Annotated in this window: 20 protein-coding genes and 1 pseudogene; 15 read left to right on the forward strand and 6 right to left on the reverse strand. The window is 40.4% G+C overall.

The features are described from left to right. The 4 genes from V7K76_RS27115 to V7K76_RS27130 form a co-directional block, all read left to right on the forward strand. A partial coding sequence (locus tag V7K76_RS27115) for an IS1 family transposase (protein ID WP_334952409.1) occupies positions 1 to 145 on the forward strand: 145 nt, incomplete at its 5' end. A gap of 40 nt (positions 146 to 185) precedes the next feature. Beyond that, on the forward strand, positions 186 to 422 hold the full coding sequence (locus tag V7K76_RS27120) for a hypothetical protein (RefSeq protein WP_334952381.1): 237 nt from the start codon (positions 186 to 188) through the stop codon (positions 420 to 422). Positions 423 to 580: 158 nt separating this feature from the next. Continuing rightward, complete coding sequence (locus V7K76_RS27125; RefSeq protein ID WP_334952383.1) at positions 581 to 742, forward strand: hypothetical protein; 162 nt, start codon at positions 581 to 583, stop codon at positions 740 to 742. 303 nt (positions 743 to 1,045) lie between these two features. Next, positions 1,046 to 1,285: a hypothetical protein gene (locus V7K76_RS27130; RefSeq protein ID WP_104909601.1), complete on the forward strand. Its 240-nt coding sequence runs from the start codon at positions 1,046 to 1,048 to the stop codon at positions 1,283 to 1,285. 290 nt (positions 1,286 to 1,575) lie between these two features. On the opposite strand, the pseudogene V7K76_RS27135 reads toward V7K76_RS27130, so the two are convergent. Then, positions 1,576 to 1,833, reverse strand: a pseudogene (locus V7K76_RS27135) (helix-turn-helix domain-containing protein); the annotation flags it as partial. 295 nt (positions 1,834 to 2,128) lie between these two features. Here V7K76_RS27135 and V7K76_RS27140 point away from each other — a divergent pair. From V7K76_RS27140 to V7K76_RS27170, 7 genes are all read left to right on the forward strand, one after another. Next, a complete protein-coding gene (locus V7K76_RS27140) occupies positions 2,129 to 2,380 on the forward strand; it encodes a hypothetical protein (RefSeq protein WP_334804168.1) in 252 nt (83 codons plus the stop codon). Next, positions 2,377 to 2,799 (forward strand): type II toxin-antitoxin system VapC family toxin, encoded by a 423-nt coding sequence (locus V7K76_RS27145; protein ID WP_109011687.1) that lies wholly within the window; start codon positions 2,377 to 2,379, stop codon positions 2,797 to 2,799. Before V7K76_RS27140 ends, V7K76_RS27145 begins: the two co-directional genes overlap by 4 nt. 206 nt (positions 2,800 to 3,005) lie before the next feature. After that, positions 3,006 to 3,236 (forward strand): hypothetical protein, encoded by a 231-nt coding sequence (locus V7K76_RS27150; RefSeq protein ID WP_334778047.1) that lies wholly within the window; start codon positions 3,006 to 3,008, stop codon positions 3,234 to 3,236. Beyond that, positions 3,220 to 3,906, forward strand: a complete 687-nt coding sequence (locus V7K76_RS27155) for a hypothetical protein (RefSeq protein WP_334778046.1) — start codon at positions 3,220 to 3,222, stop codon at positions 3,904 to 3,906. The genes V7K76_RS27150 and V7K76_RS27155 overlap by 17 nt, the downstream gene beginning before the upstream one ends. Positions 3,907 to 4,249: 343 nt before the next feature. After that, positions 4,250 to 5,848: an Hsp70 family protein gene (locus V7K76_RS27160; RefSeq protein WP_334778045.1), complete on the forward strand. Its 1,599-nt coding sequence runs from the start codon at positions 4,250 to 4,252 to the stop codon at positions 5,846 to 5,848. 5 nt (positions 5,849 to 5,853) lie between these two features. Further along, the gene (locus V7K76_RS27165) at positions 5,854 to 6,153 is read left to right on the forward strand and encodes a type II toxin-antitoxin system HigB family toxin (RefSeq protein ID WP_334778044.1); all 300 of its coding nucleotides are present in this window, start codon (positions 5,854 to 5,856) and stop codon (positions 6,151 to 6,153) included. Continuing rightward, positions 6,137 to 6,538, forward strand: a complete 402-nt coding sequence (locus V7K76_RS27170; protein ID WP_334778043.1) for a helix-turn-helix domain-containing protein — start codon at positions 6,137 to 6,139, stop codon at positions 6,536 to 6,538. Before V7K76_RS27165 ends, V7K76_RS27170 begins: the two co-directional genes overlap by 17 nt. A 55-nt stretch (positions 6,539 to 6,593) precedes the next feature. On the opposite strand, the gene V7K76_RS27175 is transcribed toward V7K76_RS27170, so the two are convergent. The 4 genes from V7K76_RS27175 to V7K76_RS27190 form a co-directional block, all read right to left on the reverse strand. Next, positions 6,594 to 7,157, reverse strand: a complete 564-nt coding sequence (locus V7K76_RS27175; protein WP_334778042.1) for a Uma2 family endonuclease — start codon at positions 7,155 to 7,157, stop codon at positions 6,594 to 6,596. Between the two features lie 178 nt (positions 7,158 to 7,335). Next, on the reverse strand, positions 7,336 to 7,854 hold the full coding sequence (locus tag V7K76_RS27180; RefSeq protein ID WP_334778041.1) for a L,D-transpeptidase: 519 nt from the start codon (positions 7,852 to 7,854) through the stop codon (positions 7,336 to 7,338). A 570-nt stretch (positions 7,855 to 8,424) separates the two neighbouring features. After that, the gene (locus V7K76_RS27185; protein ID WP_334778040.1) at positions 8,425 to 8,940 is read right to left on the reverse strand and encodes a L,D-transpeptidase; all 516 of its coding nucleotides are present in this window, start codon (positions 8,938 to 8,940) and stop codon (positions 8,425 to 8,427) included. A gap of 113 nt (positions 8,941 to 9,053) precedes the next feature. Then, on the reverse strand, positions 9,054 to 9,686 hold the full coding sequence (locus tag V7K76_RS27190) for a bifunctional 4-hydroxy-2-oxoglutarate aldolase/2-dehydro-3-deoxy-phosphogluconate aldolase (protein ID WP_334952393.1): 633 nt from the start codon (positions 9,684 to 9,686) through the stop codon (positions 9,054 to 9,056). Between the two features lie 333 nt (positions 9,687 to 10,019). Here V7K76_RS27190 and V7K76_RS27195 point away from each other — a divergent pair, with 333 nt between their 5' ends. The 3 genes from V7K76_RS27195 to V7K76_RS27205 all read left to right on the forward strand — a co-directional run bounded on the left by V7K76_RS27195 (position 10,020) and on the right by V7K76_RS27205 (position 12,907). Next, entirely contained in the window at positions 10,020 to 10,289 is a 270-nt protein-coding gene (locus tag V7K76_RS27195) for a hypothetical protein (protein WP_334778036.1), read from the forward strand. A 453-nt stretch (positions 10,290 to 10,742) separates the two neighbouring features. Continuing rightward, the gene (locus tag V7K76_RS27200; protein ID WP_179068783.1) at positions 10,743 to 11,015 is read left to right on the forward strand and encodes a GlsB/YeaQ/YmgE family stress response membrane protein; all 273 of its coding nucleotides are present in this window, start codon (positions 10,743 to 10,745) and stop codon (positions 11,013 to 11,015) included. A 698-nt stretch (positions 11,016 to 11,713) separates the two neighbouring features. Beyond that, on the forward strand, positions 11,714 to 12,907 hold the full coding sequence (locus tag V7K76_RS27205; protein WP_334778009.1) for an MFS transporter: 1,194 nt from the start codon (positions 11,714 to 11,716) through the stop codon (positions 12,905 to 12,907). 219 nt (positions 12,908 to 13,126) lie between these two features. Here the strand turns inward: V7K76_RS27205 and V7K76_RS27210 are convergent, their stop codons facing one another. Continuing rightward, entirely contained in the window at positions 13,127 to 13,375 is a 249-nt protein-coding gene (locus V7K76_RS27210) for a hypothetical protein (RefSeq protein WP_334952396.1), read from the reverse strand. 414 nt (positions 13,376 to 13,789) lie between these two features. Between V7K76_RS27210 and V7K76_RS27215 the strand changes: the two genes are divergently transcribed. Next, the gene (locus V7K76_RS27215) at positions 13,790 to 15,094 is read left to right on the forward strand and encodes an O-acetylhomoserine aminocarboxypropyltransferase/cysteine synthase family protein (protein ID WP_334952398.1); all 1,305 of its coding nucleotides are present in this window, start codon (positions 13,790 to 13,792) and stop codon (positions 15,092 to 15,094) included.

Here is a 15,094-nt window from a genome sequence, read left to right on the forward strand (position 1 = left end):
AGGAGAAAATACCCGTTTACGTCATTACCTGGCACGCTTACATCGAAAAACATTATGCTATTCCAAATCAGTAGATATGCTTAAATACTCAATTCACTTGTTACTTCACTATTTAAAGTATAGAGAAATACCCGTGTTTAACTGATTCATCCCGCATTTATGCAACGCCCAAAGCCAGTAATGAATTGATTCAGGTATCTGCTACTGGTTTTGGTGGTGGGTTATCAATAGGTTCACTTAAGACAAGTCAATTTACACTGGGAACATCTGCAACAACAAGCAGTCAACGATTTATCTATGACAATATTACAGGTGCATTGTTCTTTGACCAGGATGGTAGTGCAGGTGGATTTGCTCAAGTAAAATTTGCACAACTATCAGCTGGATTGTCGCTAACCAAAAACAATTTTGTGGTCGTTTAATGGTTCAATGATGTTGGAAGCCCCAACCTCAGCAAAGCAGGTTGGGGTACTTCACAAGATAATGTCTGGGGTAAAGCTCTCAATCGAACTATTGTAGGGAGCATCCCAAATGTGCAAAAACCTTGATAGCCCTCATCCCCTAACCCCTTCTCCCAAAGATGGGAGAAGGGGAACTAGAATTATGTCTCCCCTCTCCCAAAGATGGGAGAGGGGCTGGGGGTGAGGGAAAAGATTTAAGCTCTCATTGGGATGCTCAAATTTCTCCAGAACAAGCAAGTGATGAGGCGATCGCACGGATTAAGCAAATTGTTGACCTTTAGTCATCTAGAGTTCAAAGAGCAGCAATATTTATGTACTAGTGCTTACTATCTCACTAACCTGGACTTATCCAATTAGGCGGCATAAACCAGCTGACATTTGCTGCCCAGATGTGTAAAGTAGTTGAGAGTGAACTAGTATTTCCAACCTTTGACCAAATTTCAGATTTGGAATTTTGCTGAAGCAGTCCGGTTAAGCAGTTGCTCAAGTATGGAAAAATCTAAAATTTCTTATCTAGACTAAGTGTATTCACATGTTGAATCAATTTAATGTCTAAAATACAAAATTGAGTTAAACATCTATCTATGGCTAGAAAAACACAACGCCTTTTACTGCTAATTGTCTCTTGTAGTATCACTGGTGTAATTTTAGGAGGTACTGCTGGTTGGGCAGAAAGTAGTCTCTGCTTGGAAGACAGTAAGGTTACAAGTGAGTGCCTAACCCAAGATCCATTCCAAAAAACTATCCAAGGGATGAGTACCGGATTGTTAGCTGGGGCTGGGGCTGCTTTTGGTGCAGTCTGGCAGTTACGGAATGAAGATTGAGTATGAATTATCACCAACCCGGAGTTTTGGGTTAGATTAGGTTTCTGTACGCGGTCAATTATCCTGATTTATGTGGCTTTGGAAGAATACCGATCTATTAATGCACGAGCAAATTTCTGGTGTTGTTCAGCTAGATGTTGAGGAGAGATGAACTGAGCATTGCCCATGAAGCGGTACACCCAGCGACAAAACTCCTCCAGCGATCGCTCAGGCAATTTAAGAATCTAATCTACGTATACTCTAAACGGCTAAAACATGGACTTTTTTAAATGTCTGAAAATTGAGAGTCAATATTGATTCAACTCACTTGGTCGTCCTTTATATTCGATTTTCTTAAGTTCTTCTACTCCTCCCAATTGATATTGTTTAATATATATTGTTAATGTTGTTTTCGATATTTTGCACAAACTACAAATGTCTTTATGTTTTATACGCTGGCTTTTTAGATACAAAACTTCCATCTTTTTCTGTACTAATGGATGAGGATGATGATATCTTTCATAATGCAGAATATCAACCTCTTCCTGTGTAAAATCTATTTTTAACATCCAACTTTAATTTTTAATAGCACCCGATTGATTCTTTGTTTATATTACTTGTTTTTGCCACTAAACAAAAGTCCTACTCTTAACCGTTTTTAGTATAAGTAGGTTTGCTATGTGTCTTATTCATAAGTCTGGGTTAATGGCCTGGATTCGTGAACGAAATAATCAGCTTTTTAATCACTTAGGTTGTTTTATTGACAAAAGCTAGTCATCTCAAAATTTTTAACGTTCTGCTGGTTTCTGTGTGACTGAGGCAGTTGGATTTAGACTTGAAGTGATGGGACTGGAGGAAAGACTGGTGACGAGAGCAATTGGTCTAGAGCAAATTATTGCCCAAAAGGTTCTTACCTTATCAAAGGAACAACAGCAGCAAGTACTTGACTTTATAGAATTTCTGCAATTGAAATCACTAACAGTGGAGTTTAAGCACCATGATGGCACGCCAATGTCTGCTTTAGAAGCAGCAGGAGACTTAGTTGGCTGCGTGGATTCTGGGCCTGGGGATCTCTCGACAAACAAGGAGTACCTTAAAAGACCATTAACAGAATGAAGCAAGCGGTACTGCTAGACACAGGGCCATTAGTAGCTTTAGTCAACCGGAGAGAGCAGTTTCATAAATGGGTGACAAATCAGTTTGGACAGATTGAACCACCTTTGTTAACTTGTGAAGCGGTAGTTACAGAGGCTTGTTTTCTCTTACAGAATGTTTATGGAGGAGAAGCAGCAGTAATTTCTTTTGTACAAAAGGGAATTATTCATCTCCCGTTGAGCTTGAGTGAAGAAGCTGGGGCGGTTTATGAGTTGATGCTGCGTTATCAGTCTGTACCGATGTCGTTAGCGGATGCCTGTTTGGTGAGGATGGCAGAACTGTATCCTACTCGTGAATTGCTCACATTTGATAGTGATTTTAGAATTTATAGGAAGAATCGGAATCAATTAATTTCTGTGATTATGCCAGAAGAACTGTGAGCCAAAAAATTTCAATCCGTAATAGGAATTTTGGTTAATTGCAATCTTGGTGGTAGATGCGATCGCTCTTAGCGGTGGCGTAGGGGTATAACGATGGGGATTAGTATTTGGAGTGAAGGATTGGGACATTTCTAAGTACAGCAGTATTTATTTCCATCAATTGGGCAATACTTATAAAACCCAATATAAGTATGAGATAAAAAACTATGGATTTTATTGATGCGCTTAAAGATGTTGCCCAGCATATTGAAAGACTAAAAGACTCGGTACAGACAGAACAAGCTGCAAAAGCTGCTTTCGTTTTACCTTTAATTCAAGCTTTAGGATATAAGATTTTTGATACAACTGAAGTCTGTCCTGAATATATAGCTGCTACACCAGGCTTAAAAGGTGAAAAAGTTGATTATGCTATTTTAATAAATGGAGTCGATAAATGAACTTAAAAAGTTCTCTAGGGAAGTATTTAACCCTGATGAAATGGCTAGCTGTGCAAGACAGCTTTTATATAAAAAGGAAATTAACCGATTAATCTCAGAACAGTTTATAAATCCTTCTCCTGATTTTGTTAAGCTCTTTGCTGGTCAAGTGTACAAAGGACACATGGTTGCATCAGTTGTAGAAAAATTTACTGAAATTTTCAAAGGTTGTCTTAAAGATTATATTAATGAGCGAATTAATGAGAAGATAAGATCCGCTATGGATATTGATATTTCTGATCCAACAAAAACAGACGTACCAGACCCGGCTAAAGTAACAATCAATCTCAACCCCGAAGTTATTGATACTATTGTAACTACAGCAGATGAGATGGAAAGCTTTTACATTATTAAATCAATGTTGCGTGATGTTATCGAATTACCTCGCATTCAGTATAGAGATACAAAAAATTATTTTGGAGTTAACATTGACGGTAAAGCTAGCAAAACTATTTGTCGTTTATGGCTGAATTCTGAAAAAAAATATATTGGTTTTCTGGATATAAATAATAAAGAAGTTAAAACGCCAATTAACTCTTTAGACGAAATTTACAAATTTGCAAAAATCTTAAAAGATAGGGCAATATTTTTAGCTAAAAATAAGATAGAAGCAGAAGTAACTGAACAATAAAATTTTGATTAGGAATTTTTACTACTGCCCGTTGTCGTCAAAACATTGTAGGCTGTGGATCACAGGGTCTACAGTAATGCAATGAAGGTGAATCGGCATGGAGATAAAGCCTGCTATTGAGTTTATTGCTCCTTTTATACATTTACAGCCAATGATTTCCATGCTTTCTGACAAGCCAATTGTCTAACTGTGCTAACACTTCGCTGCAACAGACTGAATCGATATCTGGGTTGGGATGCAAAGAAGCAAGTGTCTAGGCACATTTGCATTGTTGGTGGGTTATGGAGAATAATCACAAATAAAGCAGTTTTGGCATCTTTGTGCGAGAGAATAAATATAAACTATGGCGATCGCAATCGATTTTGGTACTAGCAACACAGTCATTGCTCGTTGGAACCCCGTAACCCAACAGCCAGAAACTCTAACTCTACCAGGCTTATCAATTAAACAAAGTCTCAATCCGCCACTGATTCCCAGCTTGGTTTATGTTGAAGACGCAGCCCAAAATCAAGTCTTAGTTGGGCAACAAGTACGCGATCGCGGTTTTGACCTCAAAGGCGAAACGCGATTTTTCCGCAGCTTCAAACGCGGTATTGGTGCAGATATTCAAGGTTTTTTACCCGAACTAGATGGGCAAATTGTCACCTTTGAACAAGTGGGGCAATGGTTTCTCACCAAAGTAATTGAACAACTAGCACCCCTGGAAGGTGGGTTAGATTCTCTCGTGTTAACCGTACCCGTAGACAGTTTTGAAGCTTATCGTCACTGGTTGGGGAAAGTTTGTCAAGCTCTCCCCGTTGAACAGGTGCGAATGCTGGATGAACCCACAGCCGCCGCCTTGGGTTATGGCTTGGCAGATCAAGAAATTCTCTTGGTGATTGACTTTGGTGGCGGTACTTTAGATTTGTCCCTTGTGCGGTTAGATCAAGGTGTCCAAGCAACCACCAAACCGCTAGGATTTATCCTCAAGTGGGGTAACAAGTCTCTGGCTGAAGATTCAAAACAAAAAGTTAAAACTGCCCGTGTACTGGCGAAAGCTGGGCAAAATCTGGGCGGTACTGATATTGATAACTGGTTAGTAGATTACTTCGCCAAAACTCAAGAATTAGCGGTAAGTCCTTTGACAACACGATTGGCAGAACGGGTGAAAATTCAGCTATCAACCCAAAACCAAGCGAGTGAAGTTTATTTTGATGATGAGACATTTGAAAGCTATGAACTGGAATTAAACCGCGATACTTTTGAAGATATCCTCAAAGAACACGCATTTTTTGAGTTACTTGATGAGTCGATGGCGACACTCTTGCAGCAAGCAAGACGGCAAGGGATAGAACTTGCAGATATTAATGCAGTTTTGTTAGTTGGTGGGACAGTGCAATTGCCAGCAGTGCAGACATGGATCAAACAGTATTTTGAGCCAGAAAAAATCCGTTGCGAACGTCCCTTTGAAGCGATCGCTCAAGGTGCATTACAGTTAGCTCAAGGGATACAAATCAAAGATTTTCTGTATCATAGTTATGGTATCCGCTACTGGGATCGCCGCAATCAGCGCCACAAATGGCATTCTTTAATTAAAGCTGGACAGGCATATCCCATGAGTCAGCCTGTGGAATTAGTTTTAGGCGCTTCTGTGGAAAATCAGCCCAGCATTGAATTAATTATGGGAGAATTGGGAGCAGATACGGGTAGTAATGAAGTTTATTTTGATGGCGATCGCTTAATTACTCGTCGTCTGGATGGTAATGAAACCAGCGTCAAACCCCTCAACGATCAAGAAGGTGCGAGGACAATTGCCCAACTGACACCAGCCGGATATCCTGGAAGCGATCGCATCAAAATTCTCTTTCAAGTTGATGAACAACGCTTTTTGCGAATCACCGTTGAAGACTTGTTAACGAATGACACACTTTTAGAAAATCAACTTGTGGCACAGTTGAGCTAGATATAATGCACATCATCAGTCGTAAAAAGCTGCGCGAATTTTGCCAAAATTATGCTGATTCGTGTGATGCACTTAAAAACTGGTACAAGGCTGCCAATAAAAGTACATGGAATAATCTTGCTGAAGTACAAGCAGTTTATCCTCAAGCAGAAGCCGTTGGTAATTTCACTGTTTTTAATATCAAAGGCAACAAATATCGTTTGATAGTTGACTTGGTTTACAGTGACCAAATAATTTATCTTAAATACATTTTGATGCACGCAGAATACGATAAGGATAAGTGGAAAAATGACCCTTACTTTTAACCGTGAGACTTATGCTAGTTTGCTTGCTAAATATCAACCCAAGGTTATTAAAACAGATGAGGAAAACGAGCAAGCTATTACACTAGCTGAGGAACTGTCTCATCGAGTTAACCGAACTTTGGAAGAGTCGGCATTATTAGACCTGTTGATCGCTCTGATAGAAAAGTATGAGGATGAGCATTATTCAATGGGAGAATCAACAGCACACTCAATGTTCCTGCATCTAATCGATGCTCAGAGTGTTAAGGAAGCTGAGTTAGTAGCAATTCTCGGTTCAAGAGAGGTTGTTTCTCAAGTTATGAGTGGAAAACAAGAAATTACCCAGGAGATGGCTAAGGTATTAGGGAAATTTTTTCACGTTGATACTAGTTTGTTTGAGAATTAAGCGATGTCTACGATGGGCTACGACGACGCTTTTTCTCATTCCATCCGAGTTATTTTTATTTACCCATTTTTAACCAGCCAAAAACTTGATTGACGGTTAGTGTAAGTTCAATTTCTGGTAATACAGGTAAAAAATCTTCTCCTTGGAGTAGCACTGGCTGTTGTTCTGGTAGAAATACTAAAATACTCAGATCATCAGGATCGAGAAACCATCCAAGGCGGCTACCATACTTTAAACAGTAGAGAATGTTCCCAATTACTTTGTTGGGTTTTTGTTCTGGCGAAAGAATCTCAATCGTCCAGTCTGGTGGCAGTTCAAAATTATCAGGTACTTCATTATCAACGGTGAACGGTATGCGTTTCCACTGAAATACAGCCACATCAGGTATAATTGAGCGTCCTCCAAAAGTACACCGTAATTCGGGAAACCCATAGGCAATCTTGTGATTCTCCGTGACTTCATTAACAACAGCACAGAGTTTACCTTGTAAGCGGCTGTGTCTCCCTTTCGGCATTGGCTTTTGAATAATCTTACCGTTAATATATTCACTCGCAGGCTTTGTTTCTGGGAGCTTCAGAAACTCTTCCAATGTGAGAGTTCGAGTTATTATGCCGCTCATAGCTCCTGAATCCCTCGAAAATGTATTTTTAGTCTACCAGTATATGTTTATGTTTACAGGTGCGTTCACTCCATAAACGCACCTGTCCACATATCAAGATTAGAATTGTAGCAACGAGCAATTCATCATCACGATAATTCATAACTGAAATTCTTAATTACGAATTACGAATTACAAATTATTTATGCACCACTACTAAAGTTCCCGTTGAAGCCCAGTTGTAAAGATCGCGAGCTTGCTTAACAGGTAAATTTACGCAACCGTGGCTGACTGGAGTTCCAAAACGATTGTGCCAGTAGGCGCCGTGAATTGCATACCCTCTGTAGAAATACATTGTGTAAGGAACATCAGGAATATTATAGTCCTTGCCTCGCATCCGGTGAGTACGATACTTAGAATTAATCCGAAATCTACCTATGGGTGTAGGAGTCGATCGCTTACCTCCAGAAATGCGGTATGAATGAACAAGTTTATTACCTTCCCATGCACGTAAACGTTGCTCTGACAAGTCAATTTCAATCCAGCGGTTAATATTATTAGTGCTATTTTGATCGACTGACGTGGCTGTTGCTGTAGTCGAGTTTGGTGTACCTGTTAACGGTGATGACCAAGAGAATAAAGTCACTACTATCAGCGCCACGCCTGTAAAAAAAGTTCCAGAAGAACGAATCCCACCACTACGAATCCAAGTTTGCATTACGTCTCATCTTCTAAACTACGCAAAAATCATGAAGTAAAGTAATTTTCTGGAACATGACAAATTTCCAGAGTGATTACTCGCTTTATGTGGAGGATTTACGCAATTCATCTTTTATTTGTCATTTGTCATTTATTGTTGGTTAGGGAATTCCAAGAAATAAATTATCCAATATTGTGAGGTGGGCAACATGAGCGCCCAGTTGATATGGCTCTCGTGTCGCCCACCCCACAAGAGTTAATTGAATATTTTTTTATTTGGAAGTCCCTTACATGATGAGCAATGACTAATGACTAATGACAACCTTTACAAAAAATCTGTCATTTAAATGCCTAAATGCAAAGTTTTCCCTAATTCATATTTGCATTTGCAATTCCGCAGAGAAATTGTCAGGATTTACACTTATTTTTTTTGGTAAGTCGTTGAATACCCTCTTCTGTATTTTATTTCAAATTCAGTAATTCCGACTCCGAAGATTCCCAGCATAAAATCTTGCTGGGAATCACTTAATTGTCTTGATTTTTTGTTATTTATGATTTTACCTAAATTGCTTTCTGGCTACTTCACCTACTATTTCTGAATGACTATTGGTGTCCCTACCGATGCCCACTCGAATAGCCATTTTGCATGTTTAGGTGCGATATTCACACAGCCGTGGCTGACTGGAGTGCCAAATCTCTTATGCCAGTAAGCTCCGTGAATAGCGTAATTCCCCTGATAAAACATCGCATAAGGAACGTTGGGAACATTGTAGTCTTCTCCCCGCATCTGCGTAGTTTTGAACTTGGATTGAACCTTAAAAGTACCAACAAGAGTAGGAGTAGCTTTTTTACCAGAGGAAATAGCACTTCCATAAACCACTCTGTCACCTTCCCAAGCGATTAATCGTTGCTTTGAAAGATTAATTTGAATCCAGCGCTGATCCGATTGTTGTAATGTCTGGATTGTTTGTGCAATCACTTGATCTTTGGAATTCGCCCAAACTTCACTCGTTCCAGTAGTAGTAAAAACACTTAAGGATAGTGCTGTACCAGTGAGGAGTATTTGTAAGCGACGCACCCAGTCAGAATAAATCAGTCTTTTCATTTTAGATACACTCACACTCAAATTATGGGGTCTTGAGAAACTTATCAGGTTTCACATTTATTTCCCTATCTATTACTTTAATAGACGTGAACTTTTGATAATTTGATTCTAAGTTAACCTAACTGTTGCATGAGGTTTTTTGCCTGAGTTGCGATCGCTTGCCAATTTCCTTCTGTGACAAGCTTTTTGGGAAATAATTCACCGCTCAAACCGACAGCGATCGCTCCCGCTTGCAAAAATTCTTTGGCATTTTCGAGAGTCACGCCGCCAGTCGGAATTAAGGGAATCTGACCTAGTGGCCCTTGCAAACTTCTGATATAATCAGCCCCTCCTACTGCTTGCACGGGAAACACTTTTACACAACTAGCGCCCTGACTCCAGGCGGTAACAATTTCTGTAGGTGTTAACGCTCCTGCTATAATAGGCACATTTTTTTCTTGTGCTGCTTGAATCATTGCCGGATCGACGTGGGGTGTGAACAGGAATTGCGCCCCAGATGCGATCGCATCTTGTAGCTGCTGCACATTGAATAGCGTACCAGTGCCAATGATACAGGCTGGTAATTCCGAACGTAGTTGACTGATTAATTCCCCAGCGCGATCGCTATTCCAGGTAATTTCAATTAGCTGCATTCCCCCAGATGCTACAGCCGTTGCCATTTGCTGCCCCACTTCGATTTTAGGGGCGCGGATGACTGCGATCGCTCGGTGTTTTTGCAACTGTGATAACCAAATTTGATTAGGCATTTTGACTGGGGACTAGGGACCGGGGACTGGGGATTGGGGACTGGGGACTAGAAAATAGTTTTTATACCAATTTGAAAAATGATTGCGACAGATGGTTTCACAAAACCCAGACACAGAAAGCGATTCCCAATCCAAAATCTAAAATCTAAAATTCAAAATGGTACTACTTTAGTAAATACCTAATTTTCAATACTAATGCCCAATGCCCCATTCCCTTAAAACTTGCTTCTTGCATCAAGCTATGAGATATTAGATACAAATAACAGTAAATCTATCGACTTACCGTATTTAAAGTTAAATACCTCAGCGTTTGGGTCTAAAGGAGTAATTAAAATGACAATTGCACAACAAAGCACAGCATCCTTACCAATCACCATTCACGATTCCGAAAGCGTTGATATAGGCAGTCTGTGGAAGCTTGTGCAACTAAGTGCAAATAGATTTTGGTGGCACACTAAGGCATATACAACGATTCTAAGCGTTATGCTGCTAACCTTGGTCAGTCTGATTTTTCTAAGTATGCATTGGTCTTACCGCAGACTGTTCTCATTTGTCAGCCATCTAGTCATTGGTAGTACTAATGGGATAAGCAATCAAAATTAAGAGCTAGACATCAAGTTGCCCGTCGTCTCAATCGCCTATCTAGTACAGCACGGCGTAAATAGATATACCATTCTAAATCCCTGAAAACCTTACGCTGTATTCATTTTGAATTTTGAATTTTGAATTCCGCCTTGCGGTACTAGCTTGCTTTACATTACTTTAGAAACAGTCCTTGAAAACTCAGCTTAATTCTTCTAGTAGAGGAGAGAGCTAATTAAAAATGCATATACTGCAATTACCAAGCAATAGTTTAATAAGCCCCTAGTTAAAGACCTACTAGGAGCTTTTTTTAATTGACTATCTACCTCAATGGGGTTATGTATCAAAAAGCTCAATAGCAATTAAACTATTCCTTATGGATATTCATAATTAATTCTGATGATAGATTGAGCAAAAAATGAAAATAGTTAATATATATTTGTAAGTCAAAAACGTTTACCACAACTAATAACAATGAATATTCTTGCTTGGATTGTTTTAGGTCTAATTGCTGGTGCGATCGCAAAAGCTATCTACCCTGGTCATCAAGGCGGCGGAATTCTCGGAACCATATTGTTAGGAATCATTGGTGCTTTTGTTGGCGGTAGTTTAGGTATATTCTTCAGTACGGGAACCTTAGCTTTAGCAGCACCTACTTTTAGCATTCCAGGTGTCGCAGTAGCAGTTCTCGGTGCAATTGTCGCAGTTTTCTTGTGGAACTTGTTAACCAACCGCAGTGCTGTATAAAAATAAAATTGCGGACAATGATCAACGAAGATTTAGCAAATTCATTTAACTATTTTTAACTGTGAATTAAATTAAAAAATAGCGCCACCCTAATTATAGGTAGGCGTTATTTTTTTGTTATTCTCATTATCTAACGATCGCAATTGATAAAAGCATATAGAACATGATTATTTGGGAGTTGTGGTTAGCCCATAATAATTATGAAGACATAGTTGGCTTTAGTGAGGGTGATACCTACCACTCCCAATACTGCTCGGTTAAGAATCGATCCCCCTTAAAAAGGGGGGCTAAGAATGGCTTATTTTTCCCCCTTTTTAAGGGGGACTAAGGGGGATCTCCAATGACTATGCACCAAAACCTACGCAGTATTGAGACCTAACCCCCAATACGGTTCGGATAAGGTTTTTTGATGACAAGCCTGATTATTAGACATCTCCAGAAATTAAATATGCGTTACCCATAACCCTTGTAGAGACGTAGCAGTGCTACGTCTCTACATTCTTTTTCGGAGATGTCTATTGTAGAGACGGCGATTTATCGCGTCTCTTGCCTTAACCGAACCGTATTGCTACCACTCCTGCTTTTAAGGAAAACATAAAAACCGTATGTGTGCTGTGTCACAACGATCACTGTATCTTATTTTGTCTTCAACCACAAATGACATACAATGAATCCCTAAAACAAAGTCTTTATAGAAAGTGAACAGATCAGCAAAGGATATAGCAGGAAAAACACCTGTTTCATTAGGGCTGTTGGGCGCTGCTGCCTTTATGGTGATTGCCGATGCACGGGTAATTGATCCCCTGTTGCACATCATTGCTGACGATTTTAAAGTCGGTGTTGGCGTTGCTGCGGTGATTATCTCGGCATATACGATTCCCTACGGGCTATTTCAATTAGTTTATGGGCCACTAGGCGATCGCATCGGCAAACTTCAGGTAATTACAGTCGCATTGGCGGCCTTTGCTGTAGGTACGGCTGTTTGTGCTTTTGTGTCAAATATCGTCTTACTTACCTTGCTGCGGTTTCTCACAGGGATGGCGGCGGCTGGGGTAATCCCCGTCACCCTAGCTTATATTGGTGACAATTTTCCTTATGAAGAACGTCAAGCTGCGATCGGCAAGTATTTAAGTGCCTTAGTACTAGGTCAAATTCTTGGTGGTAGTTTGGGCGGCATCTTTGGAGAATATATCGGCTGGCGTGATATCTTTCTCTTATTTGGGATCGTCTCCCTTGTCATTGCTGGACTTCTATGGCGTGAGACGCGCCATCTGGCTGATAGCCAACGTTCCCAAGGTCAGGGTAGGATAACATTTCGACCTTATTACCAACTATTGACCCAACCAATTGCCCAGACTGTGATTGTGGGGGTATTTGTCGAAGGCTTTTGCCTATTTGGGGCATTTGCTTACGTTGGGGCATTTCTGCGCGATCGCTATACTCTAAGTTATGTAGCAATCGGGTTTATGCTCAGTAGTTTTGGATTAGGTGGACTAATTTACAGTCGCTCAGTGAAATGGTTAGTCAGGCGACTGGGTGAAATTGGTTTAATGGGCGTGGGCGGAGGTTTGATGTGTATCAGCTTCTTAGCGATCGCATTATTCCAGAACTGGATACTTTTTATCCCCTTGAGTATTTTAATGGGATTGGGCTTTTATATGATGCACAGCACCCTCCAAACCCAAGCCACTGAGTTAGCGCCGGAAGCACGAGGTACTGCTGTTTCGCTGTTCGCCTTCAACCTATTTGTCGGACAAGGAATCGGTGCAGCAGTATTCGGTAGAATTGTAGATAACTTCGGCTACATTTATTGTTTTATTAGCGCTGGTGTAGCGATCGCTCTGCTCTCTGTTTGGCTAGTCTTGCGGAAGCAAAACATCAATGAAAGCTAAGAGAATGCTTATGAAGTATTAATTAATACTCTTGCTTGGTTATGCAAAGTTGAATTCCTTTAAACCTTGTCTACCTTGAGAACCGTAGTTTTATAGGTTGGGTGCAGCGATAGCATAACCCAACATAAAATTTGGTGGTAATGTTGGGTTGCGTTTCACTCCACCCAACCTACATAAATATATCTTTTAAAAAACTCTAGGTTTCAACATAGATGAGGTTTAGTTAACCTTGGTTGTGCGATCGCAATGATAAGGATAAAGCCACTCACACTTGAAAAGTCCGTAAGTGTGTTTTTCAAAAAAGGTTCCAGCGTGGCGTCCAGGTGATATATCAATCCCAGCCTTAGTTTTAATTTCGTACAGCCAAGGAAAGGCTAGGACTAAAACAGTAATGATACCAAAGATGTAGACAAGCGTGGTTTTAATTTTGGGCAATCTTCGGGAATTGCTGTTATGGTTTCGAGGCATAGATAGTAAGAGTGAAAAACTAACCATCAATCTTAGCTGAAAGCTGAAAATGTCGTCTGAAGCAGAGATCAATATTTTCTGTTTCCAGATAAAGTTATCGCCCAGATTTGCTCCTTAACAAAAAGTTTTAGATTCAAAGGCAACGTCAATAGTTGCACTCTCAGGGCTAAAGCCACTGAGATTTTATAGACAAGTTAGGGAACTCCAAGAAATAAATTATCCAATCTTGTGGGGTGGGCAACATGAGCGCCCAGTTTAATTCCCATTCCCCAACTTGTTATGTTAAAGATGGGAAATTCTAAACGCGACCAGTTAAAATACGGTAAGCCTTGTAAATTACCGTTGATTAATCCAACACAACACTCAATTAGTATTATTACTAGTTTGTATAATTGGAAACTCAAATAACTGCTTATGTCTGAACAATATCGTTTTGAAACTCTGCAAGTTCATGCTGGACAAGAGCCGGCTCCTGGAACGAATGCTCGTGCTGTACCGATTTACCAAACGACTTCCTACGTTTTTAATGACGCCGACCACGGAGCGCGGTTATTTGCTCTCCAGGAATTTGGTAACATTTACACCCGAATCATGAACCCGACGACGGATGTATTTGAAAAGCGGATTGCTGCCTTAGAAGGAGGAGTCGCAGCATTAGCAACCGCTAGTGGTCAGGCGGCACAATTCTTGGCAATCACTACCATCGCTCAGGCTGGGGATAATATTGTTTCCACTAGTTTCTTGTATGGGGGAACATATAACCAGTTTAAAGTAGCCCTACCACGTTTGGGTATTAATGTCAAGTTTGTTGAGGGAGATCAGCCAGAAAGTTTCCGTCAGGCGATCGACGATCGCACGAAAGCCTTATATGTTGAAACCATTGGCAATCCTCAATTCAACATTCCCGACTTTGCAGCTTTAGCTCACATTGCCCACGAAAACGGCATACCTTTAATTGTGGATAATACCTTTGGGGCTGGTGGGTATTTAGCTCGACCAATTGAATATGGTGCAGACATTGTAGTGGAATCTGCAACTAAATGGATTGGTGGGCATGGTACTTCTATTGGTGGCGTAATTGTTGATTCGGGTAAATTTGACTGGGGTAGCGGCAAATTTCCTCTGTTTACTGAGCCATCACCCGGCTATCATGGGCTAAATTTTCAAGAAGTGTTTGGCCCTAATGGAACATTTGGCAACATTGCCTTTATTATTCGCGCCAGAGTTGAAGGGTTACGAGATTTTGGCCCATCCTTGAGTCCATTTAACGCCTTTTTGTTACTGCAAGGATTAGAGACTCTCTCCCTACGTGTAGATCGTCATGTGAGTAATGCTTTAGAATTGGCTCAGTGGTTAGAGCAACAAGAGCAAGTCTCTTGGGTTAATTATCCCGGACTTCCTAATCATCCGTATTATGAGCGAGCGAAGAAATATCTCCGACATGGCTTTGGGGGAGTTTTAAATTTTGGCATCAAAGGTGGACTGGAGGCAGGTAAAACTTTTATTAATCATGTGAAACTGGCGAGTCATTTAGCAAATGTTGGTGATGCGAAAACTCTCGTTATTCATCCTGCTTCAACAACCCATCAACAGCTAAGTGATGACGAACAGCTTTCAGCAGGAGTGACACCCGATTTAGTGCGAGTATCAGTAGGAATTGAACATATCGACGATATCAAAGAAGATTTTCAGCAGGCATTTCGGCAAGTTAGGATTTAG

It is taken from the genome of Nostoc sp. (assembly GCF_036917975.1).
GTDB lineage: Bacteria > Cyanobacteriota > Cyanobacteriia > Cyanobacteriales > Nostocaceae > Nostoc.

Coding starts and splice junctions, on each gene's coding strand:
- V7K76_RS27125 (WP_334952383.1), top strand. CDS start 581: ATGGGAGAAGGGGAACTAGAATTATGTCTCCCCTCTCCCAAAGATGGG.
- V7K76_RS27130 (WP_104909601.1), top strand. CDS start 1,046: ATGGCTAGAAAAACACAACGCCTTTTACTGCTAATTGTCTCTTGTAGT.
- V7K76_RS27145 (WP_109011687.1), top strand. CDS start 2,377: ATGAAGCAAGCGGTACTGCTAGACACAGGGCCATTAGTAGCTTTAGTC.
- V7K76_RS27150 (WP_334778047.1), top strand. CDS start 3,006: ATGGATTTTATTGATGCGCTTAAAGATGTTGCCCAGCATATTGAAAGA.
- V7K76_RS27155 (WP_334778046.1), top strand. CDS start 3,220: ATGGAGTCGATAAATGAACTTAAAAAGTTCTCTAGGGAAGTATTTAAC.
- V7K76_RS27160 (WP_334778045.1), top strand. CDS start 4,250: ATGGCGATCGCAATCGATTTTGGTACTAGCAACACAGTCATTGCTCGT.
- V7K76_RS27165 (WP_334778044.1), top strand. CDS start 5,854: ATGCACATCATCAGTCGTAAAAAGCTGCGCGAATTTTGCCAAAATTAT.
- V7K76_RS27170 (WP_334778043.1), top strand. CDS start 6,137: ATGACCCTTACTTTTAACCGTGAGACTTATGCTAGTTTGCTTGCTAAA.
- V7K76_RS27175 (WP_334778042.1), bottom strand. CDS start 7,157: ATGAGCGGCATAATAACTCGAACTCTCACATTGGAAGAGTTTCTGAAG.
- V7K76_RS27180 (WP_334778041.1), bottom strand. CDS start 7,854: ATGCAAACTTGGATTCGTAGTGGTGGGATTCGTTCTTCTGGAACTTTT.
- V7K76_RS27185 (WP_334778040.1), bottom strand. CDS start 8,940: ATGAAAAGACTGATTTATTCTGACTGGGTGCGTCGCTTACAAATACTC.
- V7K76_RS27190 (WP_334952393.1), bottom strand. CDS start 9,686: ATGCCTAATCAAATTTGGTTATCACAGTTGCAAAAACACCGAGCGATC.
- V7K76_RS27195 (WP_334778036.1), top strand. CDS start 10,020: ATGACAATTGCACAACAAAGCACAGCATCCTTACCAATCACCATTCAC.
- V7K76_RS27200 (WP_179068783.1), top strand. CDS start 10,743: ATGAATATTCTTGCTTGGATTGTTTTAGGTCTAATTGCTGGTGCGATC.
- V7K76_RS27210 (WP_334952396.1), bottom strand. CDS start 13,375: ATGCCTCGAAACCATAACAGCAATTCCCGAAGATTGCCCAAAATTAAA.
- V7K76_RS27215 (WP_334952398.1), top strand. CDS start 13,790: ATGTCTGAACAATATCGTTTTGAAACTCTGCAAGTTCATGCTGGACAA.